Source organism: Mesorhizobium sp. Root695 (assembly GCF_001428185.1).
Lineage (GTDB): Bacteria > Pseudomonadota > Alphaproteobacteria > Rhizobiales > Rhizobiaceae > Mesorhizobium.
On record NZ_LMHO01000008.1, the window covers coordinates 98,730 to 118,442 of the forward strand.

Consider the following 19,713-nt stretch of genomic DNA (forward strand, 5'->3'; position numbering starts at 1 on the left):
ATGGGTGGGTCGCCAGAGGTCAGCCCAGAGGTCACCTATGTGCTCAAGCGGCTCCGGCCAACCATGCCGGCCTTCGACACGCTGAAGGAGGAGAGCCGGCTGGAAGGCTTCTGGATGCTGGTGCGCCTGGCGGACGGCTGGGCAAGCGGCCGCAACAAGTTCCTGAAGCGCGGCGAGGTGCTGTACGGAGCCTGGCAAGGCCGGGAACTCGCCGGCGTTTGCGGGCTGAACATCGATCCTTATTTCGAGGGCAGGGACCACGGTCGGGTCCGGCACCTGTTCGTCACTGCGCGCCACCGTCGCACCGGCCTTGGCCGGATGCTGGTCGAGACCGTTATCGACAAGGCACGTCACCATTTCGCCGTGCTGAACACGCGCGCGCCGCAAGAAGCCTTCGGTTTCTATGAACGGCTTGGCTTTCAGCGCGTGGAAGGCGAAGACTTCGTCACACACCGCGTGATTTTCGGGAAAGGGGGCTGAAATGTCCTTGCGTCCGCCATCTCATCTTGCCGGCGCCTCGGCTGCCGAAGCCGCCTTCGACGCACTCGGCCATGAAATCCTGGCGGAGAAGGCGGCGGCGCTCGGTCGCGCCGGCCAGCGGGTGGAGGAAACGCTGGCCAGGCTGCGCGACAATAGCGACGAACAGCTGCGGCCGGGGCTTCTGAAGGACGCTGCCGAGGCGGTGCACGGTTATTTCATCCAGCGCGAACTGTGCGGGTTGCGCAAGCACGATGCCGTCATTCGCGAATACAGCATCCCAAAGGCGGTGCTGGCCAGGCTCGGCGCGAAATAGGGATCACTCCAGCCATTCGGTAATAAAGCAGCCGTTCTCGTGGATATCGGTCGTCTCCAGCGGGCCGGGGCCGAGATTGGTGAATTTGTGCGGCGTGTTGGCCGGTACGATCAGGATCTGGCCGGTGGAGGCCTCGATTTCCTTGTCGCCAACGGTGAACAGGCCGGTGCCCTGGCGGATGATGAAGATCTCTGCGTAGGGATGCATGTGCAGCCGGGGACCGCCGCCGACGTCAGGCAGGTGGTTGAAGATCAGGCAGGAGTTGGAGCCGTAGGCGCCGCATTGCAGCTCGCCCTTCCAGCGGTCGGAGCCAACGGCCCAGGTGTCGCGGTCTATGACGTGTGCCATGGCGGCAAGGATAGACCCGGCTGACGCCCTGTGTCGAGACGAAGGGGGATGTCGGATTTGCGGTTGTTTCCCGGTTGTTTAGCGACGTTTGGCGGCTATCCGGCGCCGCGTTGCCCGGCTGCGGATTTTGTCCCCGCGACAATCTGCCCTTGTGCCTTCACCCGTCTGGACAAAAACGGGCTTCACGCATAAACCGAAGTCCAAATGCCGGAGGAATTCGCAAGCCTGTTCGCCATGCGCTGTCGGGTTGGCGTAATTGAGCAGGGAACAAGGCTCAGCCACCGGCACGGAAGAGGCGAAAGGATCAGGCACCCGTGAGCGCAACCGACACCCAGGATCCCAACCGTCGTGATTTTCTCTACGTCGCCACCGGCATGGCCGCAGTGGTCGGCGCGGGTGCCTTCGCATGGCCGTTCATCGACCAGATGCGCCCCGACGCCTCGACGCTGGCGCTCGCCTCGGTCGAGGTCGATGTCGCCTCGCTGACGCCGGGCATGTCGCTGATCGTCAAGTGGCGCGGCAAGCCGGTGGTGGTGCGCAACCGCACCGAACAGGAAATGAAGGACGGCGAGGCGGTCAAGCTGGCCGATCTCAAGGATCCGATCGCCCGCAACGCCAATCTGCCGGCCGACGCGCCGGCGACCGACGCCAACCGCACAACGCCCGGCAAGGAAGCCTGGATGGTGATGGTTCAGGTCTGCACGCACCTGGGCTGCATTCCGCTCGGCCAGGAAGGCGATTTCGGCGGCTGGTTCTGTCCGTGCCACGGTTCGCAATACGACACCGCCGGCCGCATCCGCAAAGGGCCGGCGCCCGAGAACATGGCGGTTCCAGTATTCAAGTTCATTTCCGATACCAAGATCCTTATCGGTTGAGGCAGGGGATATTTCGATGAGCGAGGGACACTCGACCTACACGCCCAAGACCGGTATCGAACGCTGGTTCGACGCCCGCATGCCGCTGCCGCGGCTGGTCTATGACAGCTTCGTCGCCTATCCGGTGCCGCGCAACCTCAACTATGCGTGGACCTTCGGCGGCATCCTGGCGATCATGCTGGTGTCGCAGATCCTGACCGGCATCGTTCTTGCCATGCACTACACGGCCGACGTCAATCTCGCCTTCGGCTCGGTTGAGAAGATCATGCGCGACGTGAATTCGGGTTGGCTGCTGCGCTACCTGCATTCGAACGGTGCCTCGTTCTTCTTCGTCGCCGTCTACATCCACATCTTCCGCGGCCTCTATTACGGCTCCTACAAGGCGCCACGCGAGCTGCTGTGGATCCTCGGCTGCATCATCTACCTCTTGATGATGGCGACCGGCTTCATGGGCTACGTGCTGCCATGGGGGCAGATGAGCTTCTGGGGCGCCACCGTTATCACTGGCTTCTTCAGCGCCATTCCGCTCGTCGGCGACTGGATCCAGCAGCTGCTGCTCGGCGGCTTTGCCGTCGACAATCCGACGCTGAACCGCTTCTTTGCGCTGCATTACCTGCTGCCATTCATGATTGCCGGTGTCGTCGTGCTGCACGTCTGGGCGCTGCATGTCGTCGGACAGAACAACCCGACCGGCATCGAGATCAAGTCGAAGACCGACACCGTCGCCTTCACCCCCTACGCGACCATCAAGGACGCGTTCGGCATGATCGTATTCCTGTTCTTCTTCGCCTATTTCGTCTTCTACCTGCCGAACTATCTCGGCCACCCCGACAACTACATCGTCGCCAACCCGCTGAAGACGCCGGCTCATATCGTGCCCGAATGGTACTTCCTGCCGTTCTACGCGATCCTGCGCGCCATCACCTTCAATGTCGGGCCGATCAACTCCAAGCTCGGCGGCGTGCTGTGCATGTTCGGCGCCATCGTCATGCTGTTCCTGGTGCCGTGGCTCGACACGTCGAAGGTGCGCTCGGCGGTCTATCGGCCCTGGTACAAGCTGTTCTTCTGGCTGTTCGTGGCCGATGCCATCCTGCTTGGCTGGCTGGGCTCGCAGCCCGCCGAAGGCAGCTATGTCTTCATGGCGCAGATGGCGACGTTGTTCTACTTCGCCTTCTTCCTGATCGCGTTGCCGGTGCTCGGCCTGATCGAGACGCCGCGCAGGGTGCCGAACTCGATCACCGAGGCGGTGCTCGAGAAGAACAAGGGCGGCGGCGGACATCCGATAGGCGCCACGGCCGCGCCAGAGACCAAGGGCTGAGCATGATCCCGAAAAGTGGGAACCGATTTTCGGACAAGATCATGCTCAAACAGGAAGACAGAGCGGTAGAGAATCTAAGGGGATTTGGCATGAAAAAGATTCTCACCTCGCTGGCGCTGGTCGGCCTTGTGGCCGCCGGCATTGGGGCAGCAGGCACTTGGGCGATGGCCGCCGAAGAAGCACACAATGCGGCCGCGCCGACGCACTTCCCGATCAACGAGCCGAAGGAGATGAGCTGGAGCTTTACCGGCCCGTTCGGCACCTATGACAAGGCGCAGCTGCAGCGCGGCCTGAAGGTCTACAAGGAAGTCTGTTCGGCCTGCCATTCGATGAACCTGGTGGCGTTCCGCACGCTGTCGGACCTCGGCTATTCCGATGCTCAGATCAAGACGCTGTCGGCCGAGTACACCATCCATGACGGACCCAACGACGCCGGCGACATGTTCGACCGTCCCGGCAAGCCGTCCGACTATTTCCCGGCCCCCTTCGCCAACGAGGAGGCGGCTGCTGCCTCCAACGGTGGTGCCGCTCCGCCCGACATGTCGCTGCTGGCCAAGGCACGCGGCGTCGAGCGCGGCTTTCCGCAATTCGTCTTCGACATCTTCACCCAGTATGACGCGGGCGGTCCCGACTATATCCACTCGCTGTTGACCGGTTACGACGAGACGCCGCCCGCCGGCATGGTCATCCCGGAAGGCACGCACTACAACCCGTACTTCATGTCGGGCGTGTCGCTGAAAATGCCGAAGCCGCTGTCCGACGGCCAGGTGACCTATGATGACGGCTCGCCTCAGACAGTCGACCAGTATTCCCGTGACGTAGCGACCTTCCTGATGTGGGCGGCCGAGCCGCATATGGAAGACCGCAAGAAGACCGGTTTTCGCGTGCTGGTGTTCCTGCTTTTGTTCGGCGCGCTGGTCTACCTCACCAAGCGCAAGGTGTGGGAAGGCGTGGCGCATTAAGCTGCGCCAGAGAAATACGATCACGAAGGGCGCCGGACGGCGCCCTTTTTGCTGAATCGGCGGGGCCGGCGCCCTGGGGGGCAGGTGCGGTCTTGTCGAACAGATCCGTTGGCATGGCGCCCTGTGATTGGTATGCCATGCGGGATCCGTGACGAAGGGATCGTCGACGGCATGGCATTTGGAATTCGATGATGCGGCTCAGTGACTGTCACAACTTTTCCGATTTCCGGCGCATGGCGCAGCGGCGGCTGCCGGGGCCGATCTTCAACTACATCGACGGCGCGGCAGACGACGAGGCCACCTATCGCCGCAACACCGCAAGCTTCGAGACCTGTGACCTGGTTCCCAATGTCCTGCGCGGGGTGAGCGAGGTCGACATGTCGGTGACGGTCATGGGCCAGAAGCTGGCGATGCCGTTCTATTGCTCGCCGACCGCCTTGCAGCGTTTGTTCCATCATCAGGGCGAGCGCGCGGTCGCCAAAGCCGCTGCCAAATACGGCACGATGTTCGGTGTCTCCTCGCTTGGCACCGTCAGTCTCGAGGAGGCGCGCAAGATCAGCAGCAGCCCACAGGTCTATCAGTTCTATTTCCACAGGGATCGCGGCCTCAACCGGGCGATGATGCAGCGGGCAAAGGCGGTTGGCGTCGAGGTGATGATGCTGACCGTCGACAGCATCACCGGGGGAAACCGCGAACGCGACAAACGCACCGGCTTTGCCATTCCCTTCAAGCTCAACCTGGCCGGAATGCTGCAGTTCGCGCTTAAGCCGGCCTGGGCCGTCAACTATTTCACCCATGAGGGGTTCAAGCTGCCGCAACTCGACGAGCATGTCGACATGGGCGGCGGCACGATGTCGATCAGCCGCTACTTCACCGAGATGCTCGACCCGTCGATGACATGGGACGACGTCGCCGAGATGGTCAAGCTTTGGTCGGGCCCGTTCTGCCTCAAGGGCGTCATGTCGGTGGAGGATGCCAGACGTGCCGTCGACATTGGCTGCAGCGGCATCGTGCTGTCGAACCATGGCGGCCGGCAGCTGGATGGCTCGCGCGCGGCCTTCGACCAGCTTGCCGAGGTCGTCGATGCGGTCGGTGACAGGATCGACGTCATCATGGATGGCGGCGTGCAGCGTGGCACGCATGTGCTGAAGGCACTGTCGCTCGGCGCCAAGGCCGTCGGCGTCGGCCGCTACTATTTGTTCCCGCTCGCGGCGGCCGGCCAGCCCGGCGTCGAACGGGCGCTTGAGCAGATGCGGGTCGAGATCGAACGCGGCTTGAAGCTGATGGGCTGCAGTTCGATCGAACAATTGTCGCGCAAGAATCTCCGTTTCAGGTAATCACGACCCATGAAATCCTCCCTTGAAGACACGCTGCTTGCCGCGATCCGCACCATTCCGGACTATCCCAGGCCCGGCATCCTGTTTCGCGACATCACCACATTGCTCGGCAATGCGCGCGCGTTTCGCCGCGCCATTGACGAGCTCGTGCATCCCTATGCCGGCCAGAAGATCGACAAGATCGCCGGCATCGAGGCCCGCGGTTTCATCCTCGGCGGCGCTGTTGCCCACCAGCTCTCGGCCGGCTTCGTGCCGATCCGCAAGAAGGGCAAGCTGCCCTTCGAGACGGTGCGCGTCGCCTACAGCCTGGAATACGGGCTGGACGAGATGGAGATGCACAAGGACGGCGTTGCTCCGGGCGAAAAGGTGATCCTGGTCGACGATTTGATTGCCACCGGCGGCACCGCGGAGGCGGCCGTCAAGCTGCTGCGCCAGATCGGCGCCGACATCCTCGCCGCCTGCTTCGTCATCGACCTGCCGGACCTCGGCGGCCGCGCCAAACTCGAAGCGCTCGGCGTACCGGTGCGGACGCTGATTGGGTTCGAAGGGCATTGAGACCGGTTTGCCAAAGGCAAATTGAAAGGCCCACTGGACCTTTCAAAGAGCTCGAACGCCCGGAGCGATAGCGGAGGGCCGGGAGGCAACGCAAACCACCAACGCTGGCGCCGCCCCTCGTCCGCCCTTCGGGCACCTTCTCCCCGCAAACGGGGCGAAGGAAGAAATTACTCGGCCTTCACCAGCACAGCGCTCTCGAACTCCAGCACCTTGTCGCCGATCGAATCGGAAGCCTCGCATCGCAGCGCCAGCAGCCGCCATCCGGGGCGTGAGGCGATCGGGCGGTGCGACAGTGCGGTGCGCGTGAAAGTGATGGTTTGCCCGGCATAGACCGGCTTCAGCCATTTCAGGTTCTTGAAGCCGGGCGAGGGGCCGAATTCCGGCACCGGGCCGGGGCCGCTCCAGGCCGCGACCTCGGCATCCATGCGGTTTTCCAGATTGAGTTTCATCCAGGTCGCTGCCGTGTGCCAGCCAGACGCGCAGAGGCCGCCGAGCACGCTTTTCTTCGCGGCCTCCTCGTCGATATGGAAGATTTGCGGATCGTATTTGCGAGCGAAGGCCTTGATCGCTTCGGGCTCGAATGTGTGCGAACCGAGCGTGACGGTGGCGCCGATGCGGAAGAACTCGTCCAGTGTCATGCGGGCCTCCCCGCGGCATCCCGCGTGAGGAACATGACCGAGTTCTCAAGCTCGAAGACGCTTTCGCCACGCTGGTTGAACAGCTCGCTGCGCATGGTCACCAAGCCGAGCTGCGGCTTCGATTTCGACAGGCGCTTGGCAACAACCAGCAGGGTGCCGGTGAGCTTGTCGCCGGCCAGGACCGGCTTCTTCCATTTGACCTGATCGACGCCGGGCGCGCCCTGGCAGGTCGAGTCCAGCAGGAACGCATCGCACAGCATGCGCATGAACATGGAGCAGGTGTGCCAGCCCGACGCCGCCAGCCCGCCAAGGATGCTGGCCCTGCCGGCTTCTTCGTCGAGATGCATCGGCTGCGGGTCGAATTCCGTGGCGAATTCGACGATCTCGGCGGCGCTGACCAGCTTCGAGCCGAGGTCGAGCGACGCGCCCTCGACGAAATCCTCATAAGCCCATGTTTTCATCTTTGCAGTCATGGTCTGAAATCCGGCTCACGAACCCGCGATCCCTGTGGATCTGGGTTTCCGGATGCAGGCCGCAGCGCATTTGGTCAAGAGATTTCTATAGCGCCACGTCGTGGCTGCATGGCCTCTGGCGGGCGGATCAGAGCCAGCCGCGGCGGCGGAAGTACCAGAAGGGCAGGATCGCCGACAGCACCATCATGGCGATGGCGAAGGGATAGCCCCACTCCCATTTGAGCTCGGGGATGACGTCGAAATTCATGCCGTAGATCGAGGCGACCAGCGTCGGCGGCAGGAAGATAACGGCGGCAACCGAGAAGATCTTGATGATGGCGTTCTGCTCGATCGAGATCATGCCAAGCGTAGCGTCGAGCAGGAAGGAAATCTTCTGCGACAGGAAGGTGGCGTGGTCGGCGAGCGACAGCACGTCACGCGACAGCGTCTTGATGCGCGCCTTGGTGTCCTTGCTCATCTTGGTGCGGGTCGAGGCATGAGCGAAAAAGCCGGCCAGGCGTTGCAGCGAGATCAGGCTGTCGCGGATCGAGGAGGCGATGTCCTCCTTGCGGCCGATCGCCTTCAGGAGTTCCTGGAAGTCGCGGTTGCGCTTGGAAACCTTGGTCGATCTCGCCTCGAAGATATCGCGCGAGATCGCCTCGATGTCGCGGCCGGCGCGTTCCAGAATATCGGCGAGGCGGTCGACAATGGCCTCCAGCAAGCCGATCAGGATGGTGTCGCCGCTGGTGCAGCCGGTCGCCACCTTCTCGGCGCGCTGCGGAAAGGTCTTGAAGGCCTTGGGTTCGTGATAGCGCACGGTGATCAGCCTGGCGCCGGCGAGCACGAAGGTGACCGGCGACATCAGGGGATCGTCGACTTCGGTCTGGGCGGGCAGGGTGGCGGTCATGAAATAGGCGCCGTCCTCGACATAGAGGCGGCTCGAAATCTCGATCTCCTCCATCTCCTCGCGCGTCGGAATGGCAACGCCGAGCCAGCTCTCGATCGTCTCTTCCTCTTCCTTTGACGGGTTGAGCAGGTCGGCCCAGACGACGTTGTCGCCGTCTTGCAAGAGATCATCGACGGCGCGCAGGCGGTCATTGTCCACGACGAAGGCCTTGATCATCGCCGGGTCTCCCTTGCTGGGGCCAAAGGGTGCGTTCAGATTGACGCGCTGTTTCGGATTGCGCGAGACGGGCACTTTCGCCGAAAGCGCCGACCGTGCGCCTGCCGCTTAGACCTGTGACGTGACAAAATCAAGACAAGGGGCGGTCCGGCGGATGGCCGCCGGCCGCTCAGAAAACTCGTCGAGAAAGCTTCGCAGGCAGCTCGCCGGGATGTTTCGGATACCCGGCCGCCGAGGCGTCAAGTGTTGAACTTGAACAGCAGGATGTCGCCGTCCTGGACGACATATTCCTTGCCCTCGTCGCGCGCCTTGCCGGCTTCCTTGGCCGCCACTTCGCCGCCCAGCGTGACAAAGTCGTTGTAGGCGATGGTCTGGGCGCGGATGAAGCCGCGCTCGAAATCGGTGTGGATGACGCCGGCCGCCTGCGGTGCCTTGTCGCCCTTATGGATGGTCCAGGCGCGCGTCTCCTTCGGCCCGACGGTGAAATAGGTGATGAGGTGCAACAGCTCGTAGCCGGCGCGGATCACCTTGTTCAGGCCGGGCTCGTCGAGGCCGAGCGAGGACAGGAATTCCATCTCTTCCTCGTCCGAGAGCTGGGCGACTTCGGCCTCGATCGCGGCCGAGATGACGACGGTGCTGGCGCCTTGCGCCGCAGCCATCTTCTCCACGGCCTTGGTGTGCTCGTTGCCGGTGGCGGCGTCGGCTTCGGCGACGTTGCAGACGTAGAGGACCGGGTGCGAGGTCAAAAGGTTGAGCCCCTGCAGGATGCGCAGGTCTTCCGCCGAAATGCCCTTGAGCAGGACGCGGGTCGGCTTGCCGGCTTGCAGCAGTTCGAGCGCTGCCTCCATCATCGGCAGCACGGTGGTCGCTTCCTTGTCCTTGCTGCCGGCGCGCTTGCGGAATTGCACGATGCGGCGCTCGAGGCTGTCGAGGTCGGCGAGCATCAGCTCGGTTTCGACCGTCTCGGCGTCGGCAACAGGGTCGATGCGGCCCTCGACATGGGTGATGTCGTCATCCTCGAAGCAGCGCAGCACATGCACGATGGCGTCGACCTCGCGAATGTTGGCGAGGAACTGGTTGCCCAGCCCTTCGCCCTTCGAGGCGCCGCGCACCAGGCCGGCAATGTCGACGAAGGAGATGCGGGTTGGGATGATCTCCTTCGACTTGCCGATCGCCGCGATCTTCTGCAGGCGCGGATCGGGCACCGCGACCTCGCCGGTGTTCGGTTCGATGGTGCAGAACGGATAGTTGGCGGCCTGCGCCGCAGCCGTCCTGGTCAACGCGTTGAAAAGCGTCGACTTGCCGACGTTGGGCAAGCCAACGATGCCGCATTTGAAACCCATTTTTGTCCGGTCCTATCGGGAAAATAGAAATTTGATCAGGGCTATGGGCGATAGGGGTGATCAACGTCAAGCCCCGTGGCGCCGATCCCGCTCAGTCCTTGCCGCCGAACAGCTTCTTCAGCATGGCGGCCATCGGGCCGGATTCCGGCAGCTTGGCGGGCATCTGTTGCGGCCGGGCCTGGCGGATGTGGCTCTGCTGCTTTGAGCCCTGCTGCTTTGGCGCCGGCTTTTCCGGTTCCGCGCCGGCCTTGCCCTGAACGGCGAGGCTGGCCTTGTTCATGAAGCCGGATTCGTCGTCCTTGGCGATCATGGCGGCATTGTCGGCGATCGCGTCGAGCAGCGGTTCGAGCCATTCGCGGTCGGCCTTGTCGAAATCGCCGAGCACATGATGCTGGACCATTTCCTTGACGCCGGGATGGCCGACGCCGATGCGCACGCGGCGATAGGCGTTGCCGACATGGCCGTCGATCGAGCGGATGCCGTTGTGGCCGCCAGCGCCGCCGCCGGTCTTGATGCGCAGCTTGCCTTCGGCGAGGTCGATCTCGTCATAGAAGACGGTGAGCGCGGAAAGCTCGAGCTTGTAGAAGCGCAGCGCTTCGCCGACCGATTGGCCGGACAGGTTCATGAAGGTCTGCGGCTTGATCAGGACGATTTTTTCGCCGCCAAGCGTGCCTTCTGAAATCAGGCCCTGGAATTTCTTGGACCAGGGCGAAAAGGAATGGCGGCGGGCAATTGCGTCCGCCGCCATGAAACCGACATTGTGCCTGTTATTGGCATATTTCGCGCCCGGATTGCCGAGGCCTGCAAAGACAAGCATCGTCTGCTCCGGGCGGGAAAGAGTTACTTCTCTTCGGCGGCAGGAGCCGCTTCAGGTGCAGCCACTTCAGCCGTCTCTTCCGTCTCCGGCTTCATCGCCGACGAACCGGCAATGGTCGCGATGGTGAAGTCGCGGTCGGAGATCACAGGCTTCACACCAGCCGGCAGCGTAACCGCCGAGATGTGGATCGAGTCGCCAATGTTGGCGCCGGTGAGATCGACGGTGATGAATTCCGGGATCGCATTGGCCGGGCAGTGGAACTCGACTTCGTGACGCACGATGTTGAGCACGCCGCCGCGCTTGATGCCGGGCGACTTGTCCTCGTTGATGAAGTGGACAGGCACGTCGACATTGACCTGGGTGTCCTTGCCGATGCGCAGGAAGTCGACATGGACAGGGAAATCCTTGACCGGGTCGAGCTGGAAGTCCTTCGGCAGGACCTGGATCTTCTTGCCGTCGACATCGATCGTGGCGATCGTGGTCAGAAACCCGCCGCCGTGGATCTTGTAGTAGATGTCCTTGTAGGTGAGCGCGATAGCCAGGGGAGGCTGCTTGTCACCATAGATTACTGCAGGCACTTTACCGTTGCGGCGAACTGCACGGGCGGACCCCTTACCGACCTGTTCGCGTGCTTCGGCCTTGAGCTCGTAAGTGTCGTGGCTCATGGCATTTCCTTTCGGTTTGTTCTGGAGCGTTCGCGGCTGGCAACGTGCCTGGACCGTAAACGTCGAAAGCCGCCGGGTGAGGCGGCCTTCCGCCGCGTTGCCTCCAAGGGTGTCTACGCGGGTGGCGGCTCTATAGCGGAAGGCGGCCGGAGGTGCAAGCCAAAGGCATGTCCGCCGGCGCGCAGCCCAGGCGGGTGCTATCCGCGCTTTTCGATGACGGCATAGAGCACGTTGCGGTTCTCGCCAAAGAACACCTGCGCCTCGACGGTGTTGCGGTCGACGCTGGCATTGACGATGTTCCACATGTCGACCTCCGATCGCAGCAGCAACACCCAGTCCATGAACGTCTCCCGGTACCCGGCGTCGGGGGTGCCCTCGGCGTAGTTCGCAAACAGGAATGTTCCGTTCGGCTTCAACATCTGCAGGCAGGTTTTGGTAAGTTTCACGGCGACGTTGTGCTGGAGGTAGTCGTAAAGGCCGGAGGCGTAGATGAAGTCGAACTTGCCCAGTTTGTGGCCTCTCGTGAGCACGGTTCGCACCGAGCCGTCGATGGCCTCGATCGCCGTGCCCTGGAAGTCGCGCGCAATCAATCCAACGCTCTGGGGATCCTGATCGAGTGCAACCCAACGCTTGAGGCGACCTTCCGCCAAGGCGACTGAACGGTTGGCCTCCCGCAAATGGCCGGCCGCGATCGCCAGGACCTCGGTTTGTGGTCCGTTCCTGGCCGCAATCTCATCGACATATCGGGTCAAGAGATCGCGTCGTTCCCGTGCCGCGACGCACGACGGGACGTTCTGGGTATGGCTATAGAGTGCCTTGCCGACCTCCGAGGCGTTTGCCACGCTTTCTGCCACATGCGGATCGCAATAGATGTAGTCGAGCAATTGCGCGTCGCCGGAATAGCCCCTGGGCTTGGTGAAGGACCAGTGCGTCAGTGGATCTTCGAGAAAATACTTCAGGATCGGGTGGTTCTGCGCCACCGGTATCAATGCATGCCAAACGTCGGGGTGAACCTTGGAACGCAGAGCGTTGAGGTACGACAGAAGGCGACGAACGATTTCGGCGGGGTCCTTGCTTTGTTCGACCTGCTGATGTGTCGCGTGGAGAATGAGCGCCAGCTCCGCGCGAGCAGTTTCGAACGCTTCGCCATGATGCTCGAGCTTTCCTCGAGGGAGACCGCTGGCGAGCATCTCGGCAGTAATCAAGCTTTTGCCATCAAGAACGGTTTGCACGCCATCACTCCATAGTTAACAGTGAGTTAACTTATTGCGTAGAATGCTCCCTTTGCCAATGTCGATCCGGTGGCATTTTATCGGTATGATTAATTTCCCGCAAACCATGTTCGTTCGTCAGACAGCTTCCGAGCCCGATTCCGGGTTCGAGTTAACGGAAACTTGTCTTGCGCGATTGCATTTGTGTGCCCGGCGTCGCAATCGCCGTCGCGTCTCAAGGAGCCGGCCCGCGTGGGGGCAGAAGCTGGAAATGGGTTCAGAATACAAAATCCCTTTCAAACGGGGTCTGTGATGAACGAACACCTGTCATCCGCATTGGCTGATACGGCTCATGCGGAACCGTATGAACCGCGCGACGAACCAGGGACCGACGAGCTTCGCACCCTTTACCGGACGGAAGCCCAGGCGACGCGAAGAGGGGAAGCCAGGCCAGGGCTTTGGATCGCCGTTCTCATCTATCTGTTGTTTTCGGTAACGGATCTGCTGCTGATTCCAGATGTGGCCGTCTATACGATCACGGCGCGCTTTGCGGTCGGACTGACCGCGCTTTTGACCCTGGAAGTACAGCTTCGCCGAGGGGTTGCAACGGAATGGCTTGACATGACTTGCGCCGGGGCCATCATCTTTGGTTATGTTGGTTGGTTGTGCCCTGCGGTTATGGGGGCGGACAAGGAAAGTGTCTCTTACTATATGGTTTTCGGCACCATCTTCATGATGAGTGCCAATCTCTTCTTCACGTTCAATTTTAAAGTTTCTATCATAACCTCCGCAATAATCTTGTTTATACTATACATTGTAAACTACTTTGTACCTTCTACGCTAACGTACAAAATGGTTTTTGGAACTTTCTACGTTTCTTGTTTCACATTCACCTCATATGTGAACTGGAAACTGAATGAGGAGCGCTACAATGTCTTCCTGAACGCCTTGGAAGCCAGGATTCAGCACAGTGAGGCGACCGAACGGGGCAAGGCCCTGCTGAGACTGTCGCGGACCGATCCGCTAACCGGTCTGGAGAACCGGCGGGCGATCGACGAGAAGCTGCGGGATTACTGGAGTGACTGGCAAAAGGTTGGCACCAGTTTCGGCGCGATCCTCATCGACGTGGACTTCTTCAAAAAGTTCAACGACTGCTACGGCCATCAGGAAGGCGACCGTTGCCTGATTCATGTCGCCAATGCCCTTAGCGACATGATCAAGCAGTACAATGGCTCCATCGGTCGCTACGGCGGTGAAGAGTTCATTGTCCTGGCCCGCATGGAGAAAAAAGAGCAGATCCTGGAGATCGCGGAAGCCATTTGCAGCGCGGTGGAGAACCTTGCGCTTACCCATGAGCTGCGGCGCGACGGGGTCTCGATCGTGACGGTGAGCGTTGGCGCTGCATTCACCAGGACGCAAACCGGCGCCAAGCTGGAGAAGATCATCCACGAGGCCGATCGCGCGCTCTATCTGGCAAAAGCCGGTGGTCGAAACTGTGCCCGGCTGTTCGATCCAACCGATCCGCAAAGCAGCGATGAGAGCGAGAACATCGCGGCTTTGCTGAAGATCGCGATCGGCCAGAATCTCGTTTCACTCGTTTATCAACCTATCCAGGATGTCGCATCGGACCGGGTTGAAGCCGTAGAGGCTCTGATGCGCCTCAAAATGCTGGACGGCACATCGGTTCCGCCGAGCCTGTTCATTCCCGTCGCGGAACGGACCGGCGCTATCCTGGAACTCGGGCGCTGGGCCATAAGAACAGTGTGCGCCGAGCTTCTGGCGGACGATCACGTCCGTGTCGTCAGTGTCAACGTCTCTCCAATCCAGCTCAAGACACCTGGCTTTGCAACGTCCGTCGCGACCATTCTGGGCGAGACCGGCGTCGCCGGCAACAGGCTGGCCTTCGAAATCACCGAAGGGCTGGAGATGGAGATGCATTCGGACATCCTTCGCTGCATCAGCGACCTGAAGCTGCTGGGGATCAAGATATGGCTTGATGACTTCGGGACGGGCTTCGCTGGCCTTTCGTGGCTTCGTCTGATCGATTTCGATACGGTGAAGATCGACCGATCGTTCCTGCACGACTGCAGCGCCCCGAATGGCAAGGCAATGCTCCAGGACATCATTACGCTGGTTCGAAATCGCGGCCACAAAATCCTGGTCGAAGGAGTGGAAACCGACGAACAGATGGCCCTCATGCGCGAATTCGGCATAGACAAGGTCCAGGGCTTTCATGTCGGCCGTCCCGCTCCCGCCGCTAGTTTCCAGGCAAAGCGGACCATGCGCAAACGGTCATTTGCCGTGCTTAAGTCGGCATGATAGCGGCCTCTTTTCGACGTTTTGGCTCAGCGCCGTCAGAAGCCATGCTGATGGCAATCAACCCATGAGAGGGCCGAGCGGCTACGCAGGGGCTGTGCGGCTACCGGTCGCCGGTCAACGCGTCGCGTAGCGCCTGGATCTGCCTGTTCAAGGCATCAAGCTCAGCCAGCGTCATGCCTGAGCGCTCGATCAGGGTCTCGTTCAGACAGTTGCACTGGACAAGCAACGCGCGCCCGGCGGGGGTCAGGTCGACCTGCACCTGGCGTTCGTCGGTCTGGCTGCGCCGGCGGGTCACCAGCCCAGCCTGCTCCATGCGCTTCACCAGCGGCGTGACGGTGCTCGATTCCAGCGCGAGCCTGTGGGCGATGGTGCCGACTGACATGCCGTCGGCCTCTGCAAGCGCGTTCAGCACGAGATACTGCGGATAGGTAATCCCCATCTCGTCCAGCATCGGCTTGTAGGTGCGGTTGATCGCCATGCTGGTGGCGTAGAGCGTGAAACAGAGCTGATTGTCCAACGGGAGAGGCACGACGCATTCCTTTGCCGATTAATAGCGGATTATGTACCACGAAAAATGATATCGCGATATATATTTTTTGTAGACAGAGGGTTTGAACTGCGCTAAGTTTATTGTTATCGCGATATTGATTGTCGCGAGAACAATAATGGAGATTTGAGATGACCAAGCTCGGAAGCAGCACGATCACCACCAAGGACGGCACCGAGATTTTCTACAAGGACTGGGGGACCGGGCAGCCTGTTGTCTTCCATCATGGCTGGCCATTGAGCAGCGACGACTGGGACGCGCAGATGCTGTTTTTCCTGTCACAAGGCTACCGCGTCATTGCCCATGATCGGCGCGGACACGGCCGCTCGACCCAGACCGATATCGGCAACGAGATGGACACCTACGCCGCCGATGTCGCGGAACTCGCCGCCCATCTGGACCTCAGGAACGCCATCCATGTCGGTCATTCGACCGGCGGCGGTGAGGTGGCGCGCTATGTCGCCCAATACGGCTCAGGTGGCCGTGTTGCCAAGGCGGTGCTGATCGGCGCGGTGCCGCCGATCATGCTCAGGACCGCGGCCAATCCCGGCGGCTTGCCGATCGAGGTTTTCGATGGCTTCCGCTCTGGCGTGGCGGCCAACCGTGCCCAGCTTTACAGGGATGTCCCTGCCGGCCCGTTCTACGGGTTCAATCGTCCCGGCGCTGCAGTGTCGGAAGGCGTCATCGACAATTGGTGGCGCCAGGGCATGATGGGCGGCACCAAGGCGCATTATGACTGTATCAAGGCCTTCTCGGAAACCGACTTCACCGAGGATCTGAAGGCGATCGACGTGCCGGTGCTGGTCATGCATGGCGACGACGACCAGATCGTTCCGATCGCCGACTCGGCGCTACTATCGGTCAAGCTGCTCAAGAAGGGCGAACTCAAGGTCTACAAGGGTTTCCCGCATGGCATGGCGACGACCCATGCCAACGTCATCAATGCCGACCTGCTGGCCTTCTTCAAGGCGTAAGGCTGTCAGTCAGATACACAAAGCACCCGCCATCTGGCGGGTGTCCGCCATCTGGCGGGTGTTTTTGTGTCAGGCTGTGCCGATTTCAGGCGATGCTCATGCCGCCGTCGATCAGCATTTCCGCACCGACCATGAAAGGGCATTCGTCCGAGGCCAGAAACACCACCGCATTGGCAATTTCCTCGGCGGTTCCGAAACGGCCTGCAGGCACCAGGCCGACCACCGCTTTCGCGCGGGCCTTCGCCGCTGCCGGATCCAGCCCAAGTTTGTCGTTGAGTGGCGTGTCGATCGGGCCTGGGCTGATCACATTGGCGCGGATGCCGCGCCCTATAAGCTCGCCCGAGAGCGTTCGCGCCAGGGAAATCATGCCGGCCTTGGCCAGCGAATAGACGTGCGTTCCTGCCATTCCCATATGCGCGTTGACCGAGCCGCTGAGGATGATCGACGACGGGTTCGAAAACAGTGGAACGAGCGCCTTGACCAGGAAGTACGGACCCTTGAGGTCGACATCGATGCTCCTGTCGAACGCCGCCTCGGTCCAGTCGCCAAGCGGACGCAGATCGGCGATGCCGGCGTTGAGGAAGAGAGCGTCGAGCTTGCCGAAGGTTTCCTCGATCCGCCGCGCGATGTCATTCTGGGCTGCTGCATCTCCGGCGTCGGCGGCGATGACGAGCACGTCGCTGCCGAGCATGGTGCGCGCCTCCTCGAGACGGCTCGCATTGGTGCCGGTGATGGCGACGCGGGCGCCTTCCTCGATGAAACGACGCGCAGTCACCAAGCCGATGCCGCTGGTGCCGCCGGTGATCAACGCGACCTTACCTTTAAGTCTGGACATGACGGATTGCCTTTCTCAGTCGGAACTCTGCGTATCAATCGGTCGCACTGAGCCCGGTAGCTTGTGTTCAACTTGAGGGCGTTCGCTGATCCGGCTCTGCGGTCTGAGCCATTTCTCGCGCGTGTTTCAAACACTAACAAGCTTTTCACCCGGCGTGTGGTGAAGAATCACTGAGGGCGTGGCGGCCGCCACGCCCTCATGTCAAATCGCGAAGATCGGCTGATTTTTAACCGGTCGCGGCCTGTGCCTTCCTGGCTTCCTTCATGTTCGGCAGAAACACGGTGAGCAGGCCGAGCAGCGGCAGATACGAGCAGATCTGGAAGACATAGTCGATGCCCTTGATGTCGGCGACGACGCCGAGCACGGCGGCGGCGATGCCGCCCACGCCGAAGGCGAAGCCGAAGAAGATCCCGGCGATCATGCCGACGCGTCCCGGCACCAATTCCTGCGCGAAGACGACGATGTTGGAGAAGGCCGACGACAGGATCAGGCCGATCAGCACCGTCAGGATCATCGTCCATTCCATATTGGCGTAGGGCAGGGCCAGCGTGAAGGGAAGCACGCCGACGATGGAGAACCAGATCATCGCCTTCTGTCCATAGCGGTCGCCGAACGGGCCGCCGAGCAGGATGCCCAGCGCCGAGGCGCCGAGGAACAGGAACAGCATGACTTGGCTCATCTGAACCGAAACCCCGAACTTATGCATGGAGTAGAAGGTGTAGTAGCTGGCAAGGCTGGCGATATAGGCGTTCTTGGTCAACACCAGCAGCGTCAGCACCGCCAATGCCCACATCACCTTGCGGCGCGGGAAGGGCGAGACGAAGCTTACCGTCTTGCGGTTGCCCTGTGCGGCGCGCAGCCGGCTGTACCAGCCGCCGACCTGCCACAAAACGATGATGCCGATCAGCGAGCCGACGGCGAACCATGAGATGCTGGTCTGGCCGAAAGGCACGACGATGAAGGCCGCCAGCAGCGGCCCCATGGACTGGCCGAAATTGCCGCCGACCTGGAACAGCGATTGCGCCAGGCCGAAGCGGCCGCCAGAGGCGAAGCGGGCGATGCGCGAGGATTCCGGGTGGAAGATCGCCGAGCCGATGCCGATCAGCGAGGCGCCGATCAAGAGCAGCGAATAATGCCCGGCATAGGCGAGCACGACCAGGCCTATCAGCGACGACGCCATGCCGTAGGGCAGCGAGTAAGGCATCGGCCGCTTGTCGGTGATCATGCCGATCACCGGCTGCAGCAGCGATGCGGTCACCTGGAAGGTGAAGGTCAGAAGGCCGATCTGCCAGAAATCGAGGCCGTAATTCTCTTTCAGCAAGGGATAGATGGCCGATAGCAGCGACTGCATGATGTCGTTGATGCCGTGGCAGAAGCTCACCGCCAGGATGACGGTGAAGGCCGTCGCCTGGGCTGAAGCGTGACTGGCGCTCGCCGGTGGGGCGACGCTGGCGGCTGTCGTATCGGTCAAGGTAACGCTCCGTGGTCTTTTTGGCGGGCAGGCCCGCAGGACTAACTGGCGGGCGCTGCTGAAGGCCGCCTAAGGGACGGTTGCCTTATAAGCTGCTTGCGGGGTGACTTCTTTCGTGGTTTGGTCCAATAGTTTCGCAAGTGGGCCATACAAGATGCCGCACGGCAGAGAAGTCTTTCACGCCGGCAATGCCGATTTCGAGCAGTTGCACGAGCGCCGCTGGCAGTGGCTGGAGCAAGTGGCCGGGCCGGCGGTGGCGCTGCCGACGGAATATCCAGATGGCTACCGTGTGCCGCAACACCGCCACAGCCGCAGCCAGTTGCTGCATGCGCTGGTCGGGGTGGTGCTGGTGACGACGCGCTACGGCCGCTGGATGGTGCCGCCCGACCATGCGATGTGGATTCCAGCCGGCACCGAGCATTCAGTCGAAATGCTGGGCGATGTGTCGATGCGCTCGGTCTATGTCATGCCGCAGGCGATCCCCGGGCTGCCCGAAGGCTTGCGCGTGGTCGGCGTCACCGACCTGATGCACAGCCTGATCGTGGAATCGGAGAAGCTGCCGCAAGGCGGCGAACTGGAAGGGCGCGGCGGGCTGATCATGAACCTGCTGCTGCATGAAATCCCGACCCTGCCGGAACGGCCGCTCGGGCTGCCGTTTCCGTCCGATCCCAGGCTGTCGGCGCTGTGCCGGCGTTTTGTCGCCGCACCGTCGCCGCACGCGACGATCGACGAGTGGGCCGATGCCGCCGGCATGAGCCGCCGCTCCTTCACCCGCGCCTTCCAGCGCCAGACCGGCCTGTCGCTGTCGACATGGCGCCAGCAGGCCTGCCTGTTCGCGGCGCTGCCCAGGCTCGCCGACGGCGAGCCGATCACCAGGGTGGCGCTCGATCTCGGCTATGACAGCGTGCCGGCCTTCATCACCATGTTCAAGCGCATGCTGGGCGCGTCGCCGCGTGGCTATATGCGCGGCGCACGCGAAAGCGTCGAAGTCGCCCGTCGCCTGATCGGTCCGATTCTGTTGGAAAGCCCTGCGCCGTAACGGCAGGCCAGTCTAAAGCGTGTCGCGTCTGAATGGATTCGGACGACCCGCTTTAGGTCTTTGTTTTGATGCATGTCGTTCTCCCAAAACC

General features: G+C 61.7%; 21 protein-coding genes. 10 read left to right on the forward strand and 11 right to left on the reverse strand.

Annotated elements, in window-relative coordinates:
* Positions 1 to 480, forward strand: a complete 480-nt coding sequence (locus tag ASD99_RS10070; protein ID WP_056595697.1) for a GNAT family N-acetyltransferase — start codon at positions 1 to 3, stop codon at positions 478 to 480.
* A 1-nt stretch (position 481) separates the two neighbouring features.
* Positions 482 to 793 (forward strand): DUF6665 family protein, encoded by a 312-nt coding sequence (locus ASD99_RS10075; protein ID WP_056595694.1) that lies wholly within the window; start codon positions 482 to 484, stop codon positions 791 to 793.
* A 3-nt stretch (positions 794 to 796) separates the two neighbouring features.
* Here ASD99_RS10075 and ASD99_RS10080 read toward each other — a convergent pair whose 3' ends face one another.
* Positions 797 to 1,141: a cupin domain-containing protein gene (locus tag ASD99_RS10080; protein WP_057143468.1), complete on the reverse strand. Its 345-nt coding sequence runs from the start codon at positions 1,139 to 1,141 to the stop codon at positions 797 to 799.
* 314 nt (positions 1,142 to 1,455) lie between these two features.
* Between ASD99_RS10080 and petA the strand changes: the two genes are divergently transcribed.
* The 5 genes from petA to ASD99_RS10105 all read left to right on the forward strand — a co-directional run bounded on the left by petA (position 1,456) and on the right by ASD99_RS10105 (position 6,188).
* Positions 1,456 to 2,016 carry a ubiquinol-cytochrome c reductase iron-sulfur subunit gene (gene petA, locus ASD99_RS10085; RefSeq protein WP_013529984.1) on the forward strand — a complete coding sequence of 187 codons (561 nt, stop codon included), beginning with the start codon at positions 1,456 to 1,458 and terminating at the stop codon, positions 2,014 to 2,016.
* A 16-nt stretch (positions 2,017 to 2,032) separates the two neighbouring features.
* Complete coding sequence (locus ASD99_RS10090) at positions 2,033 to 3,334, forward strand: cytochrome b (protein WP_056595688.1); 1,302 nt, start codon at positions 2,033 to 2,035, stop codon at positions 3,332 to 3,334.
* Positions 3,335 to 3,423: 89 nt separating this feature from the next.
* Positions 3,424 to 4,296: a cytochrome c1 gene (locus ASD99_RS10095; RefSeq protein WP_056595685.1), complete on the forward strand. Its 873-nt coding sequence runs from the start codon at positions 3,424 to 3,426 to the stop codon at positions 4,294 to 4,296.
* A gap of 191 nt (positions 4,297 to 4,487) precedes the next feature.
* A complete protein-coding gene (locus ASD99_RS10100) occupies positions 4,488 to 5,633 on the forward strand; it encodes an alpha-hydroxy acid oxidase (protein ID WP_057143511.1) in 1,146 nt (381 codons plus the stop codon).
* Positions 5,634 to 5,642: 9 nt separating this feature from the next.
* Positions 5,643 to 6,188, forward strand: coding sequence for an adenine phosphoribosyltransferase (locus tag ASD99_RS10105; protein ID WP_056595682.1), 546 nt, complete (start codon positions 5,643 to 5,645; stop codon positions 6,186 to 6,188).
* A 167-nt stretch (positions 6,189 to 6,355) separates the two neighbouring features.
* On the opposite strand, the gene ASD99_RS10110 is transcribed toward ASD99_RS10105, so the two are convergent.
* The 7 genes from ASD99_RS10110 to ASD99_RS10140 all read right to left on the reverse strand — a co-directional run bounded on the left by ASD99_RS10110 (position 6,356) and on the right by ASD99_RS10140 (position 12,458).
* Positions 6,356 to 6,826, reverse strand: a complete 471-nt coding sequence (locus ASD99_RS10110) for a MaoC family dehydratase (RefSeq protein WP_056595679.1) — start codon at positions 6,824 to 6,826, stop codon at positions 6,356 to 6,358.
* Positions 6,823 to 7,299 (reverse strand): MaoC family dehydratase, encoded by a 477-nt coding sequence (locus tag ASD99_RS10115; RefSeq protein WP_057143469.1) that lies wholly within the window; start codon positions 7,297 to 7,299, stop codon positions 6,823 to 6,825. Before ASD99_RS10115 ends, ASD99_RS10110 begins: the two co-directional genes overlap by 4 nt.
* Positions 7,300 to 7,426: 127 nt before the next feature.
* On the reverse strand, positions 7,427 to 8,401 hold the full coding sequence (corA, locus tag ASD99_RS10120) for a magnesium/cobalt transporter CorA (RefSeq protein ID WP_057143512.1): 975 nt from the start codon (positions 8,399 to 8,401) through the stop codon (positions 7,427 to 7,429).
* 239 nt (positions 8,402 to 8,640) lie between these two features.
* Positions 8,641 to 9,744 carry a redox-regulated ATPase YchF gene (gene ychF, locus ASD99_RS10125; protein ID WP_056595672.1) on the reverse strand — a complete coding sequence of 368 codons (1,104 nt, stop codon included), beginning with the start codon at positions 9,742 to 9,744 and terminating at the stop codon, positions 8,641 to 8,643.
* A 91-nt stretch (positions 9,745 to 9,835) separates the two neighbouring features.
* Entirely contained in the window at positions 9,836 to 10,561 is a 726-nt protein-coding gene (gene pth, locus ASD99_RS10130; RefSeq protein WP_056595670.1) for an aminoacyl-tRNA hydrolase, read from the reverse strand.
* Positions 10,562 to 10,584: 23 nt separating this feature from the next.
* On the reverse strand, positions 10,585 to 11,226 hold the full coding sequence (locus tag ASD99_RS10135) for a 50S ribosomal protein L25/general stress protein Ctc (RefSeq protein WP_056595667.1): 642 nt from the start codon (positions 11,224 to 11,226) through the stop codon (positions 10,585 to 10,587).
* 197 nt (positions 11,227 to 11,423) lie between these two features.
* On the reverse strand, positions 11,424 to 12,458 hold the full coding sequence (locus ASD99_RS10140; protein ID WP_056595664.1) for a class I SAM-dependent methyltransferase: 1,035 nt from the start codon (positions 12,456 to 12,458) through the stop codon (positions 11,424 to 11,426).
* A 291-nt stretch (positions 12,459 to 12,749) separates the two neighbouring features.
* Here ASD99_RS10140 and ASD99_RS10145 point away from each other — a divergent pair, with 291 nt between their 5' ends.
* Positions 12,750 to 14,756, forward strand: coding sequence for a putative bifunctional diguanylate cyclase/phosphodiesterase (locus ASD99_RS10145; RefSeq protein WP_056595661.1), 2,007 nt, complete (start codon positions 12,750 to 12,752; stop codon positions 14,754 to 14,756).
* Between the two features lie 100 nt (positions 14,757 to 14,856).
* Here ASD99_RS10145 and ASD99_RS10150 read toward each other — a convergent pair whose 3' ends face one another.
* Complete coding sequence (locus tag ASD99_RS10150; RefSeq protein WP_057143470.1) at positions 14,857 to 15,285, reverse strand: MarR family winged helix-turn-helix transcriptional regulator; 429 nt, start codon at positions 15,283 to 15,285, stop codon at positions 14,857 to 14,859.
* Positions 15,286 to 15,434: 149 nt separating this feature from the next.
* On the opposite strand from ASD99_RS10150, the gene ASD99_RS10155 reads away from it, so the two are divergent.
* Entirely contained in the window at positions 15,435 to 16,277 is an 843-nt protein-coding gene (locus ASD99_RS10155; protein ID WP_057143471.1) for an alpha/beta fold hydrolase, read from the forward strand.
* An 85-nt stretch (positions 16,278 to 16,362) separates the two neighbouring features.
* On the opposite strand, the gene ASD99_RS10160 is transcribed toward ASD99_RS10155, so the two are convergent.
* Together ASD99_RS10160 and ASD99_RS10165 are read right to left on the reverse strand one after the other, a co-directional pair.
* A complete protein-coding gene (locus ASD99_RS10160; protein WP_057143472.1) occupies positions 16,363 to 17,112 on the reverse strand; it encodes an SDR family oxidoreductase in 750 nt (249 codons plus the stop codon).
* A 226-nt stretch (positions 17,113 to 17,338) separates the two neighbouring features.
* Entirely contained in the window at positions 17,339 to 18,583 is a 1,245-nt protein-coding gene (locus tag ASD99_RS10165; RefSeq protein WP_057143473.1) for an MFS transporter, read from the reverse strand.
* Positions 18,584 to 18,737: 154 nt separating this feature from the next.
* Here ASD99_RS10165 and ASD99_RS10170 point away from each other — a divergent pair, with 154 nt between their 5' ends.
* A complete protein-coding gene (locus tag ASD99_RS10170; protein ID WP_057143474.1) occupies positions 18,738 to 19,622 on the forward strand; it encodes an AraC family transcriptional regulator in 885 nt (294 codons plus the stop codon).
* The last annotated feature ends 91 nt before the right edge of the window (positions 19,623 to 19,713 follow it).

Excerpts from the sequence above, each read along its gene's own strand:
- ASD99_RS10135 (WP_056595667.1), bottom strand. The coding sequence starts at position 11,226 with ATGAGCCACGACACTTACGAGCTCAAGGCCGAAGCACGCGAACAGGTC.
- ASD99_RS10155 (WP_057143471.1), top strand. The coding sequence starts at position 15,435 with ATGACCAAGCTCGGAAGCAGCACGATCACCACCAAGGACGGCACCGAG.
- ASD99_RS10080 (WP_057143468.1), bottom strand. The coding sequence starts at position 1,141 with ATGGCACACGTCATAGACCGCGACACCTGGGCCGTTGGCTCCGACCGC.
- ASD99_RS10115 (WP_057143469.1), bottom strand. The coding sequence starts at position 7,299 with ATGACTGCAAAGATGAAAACATGGGCTTATGAGGATTTCGTCGAGGGC.
- ASD99_RS10160 (WP_057143472.1), bottom strand. The coding sequence starts at position 17,112 with ATGTCCAGACTTAAAGGTAAGGTCGCGTTGATCACCGGCGGCACCAGC.
- ASD99_RS10145 (WP_056595661.1), top strand. The coding sequence starts at position 12,750 with ATGAACGAACACCTGTCATCCGCATTGGCTGATACGGCTCATGCGGAA.
- ychF (WP_056595672.1), bottom strand. The coding sequence starts at position 9,744 with ATGGGTTTCAAATGCGGCATCGTTGGCTTGCCCAACGTCGGCAAGTCG.
- ASD99_RS10070 (WP_056595697.1), top strand. The coding sequence starts at position 1 with ATGGGTGGGTCGCCAGAGGTCAGCCCAGAGGTCACCTATGTGCTCAAG.
- ASD99_RS10100 (WP_057143511.1), top strand. The coding sequence starts at position 4,488 with ATGCGGCTCAGTGACTGTCACAACTTTTCCGATTTCCGGCGCATGGCG.
- ASD99_RS10170 (WP_057143474.1), top strand. The coding sequence starts at position 18,738 with ATGCCGCACGGCAGAGAAGTCTTTCACGCCGGCAATGCCGATTTCGAG.
- ASD99_RS10110 (WP_056595679.1), bottom strand. The coding sequence starts at position 6,826 with ATGACACTGGACGAGTTCTTCCGCATCGGCGCCACCGTCACGCTCGGT.
- ASD99_RS10095 (WP_056595685.1), top strand. The coding sequence starts at position 3,424 with ATGAAAAAGATTCTCACCTCGCTGGCGCTGGTCGGCCTTGTGGCCGCC.
- ASD99_RS10090 (WP_056595688.1), top strand. The coding sequence starts at position 2,033 with ATGAGCGAGGGACACTCGACCTACACGCCCAAGACCGGTATCGAACGC.
- ASD99_RS10105 (WP_056595682.1), top strand. The coding sequence starts at position 5,643 with ATGAAATCCTCCCTTGAAGACACGCTGCTTGCCGCGATCCGCACCATT.
- pth (WP_056595670.1), bottom strand. The coding sequence starts at position 10,561 with ATGCTTGTCTTTGCAGGCCTCGGCAATCCGGGCGCGAAATATGCCAAT.
- corA (WP_057143512.1), bottom strand. The coding sequence starts at position 8,401 with ATGATCAAGGCCTTCGTCGTGGACAATGACCGCCTGCGCGCCGTCGAT.
- ASD99_RS10075 (WP_056595694.1), top strand. The coding sequence starts at position 482 with ATGTCCTTGCGTCCGCCATCTCATCTTGCCGGCGCCTCGGCTGCCGAA.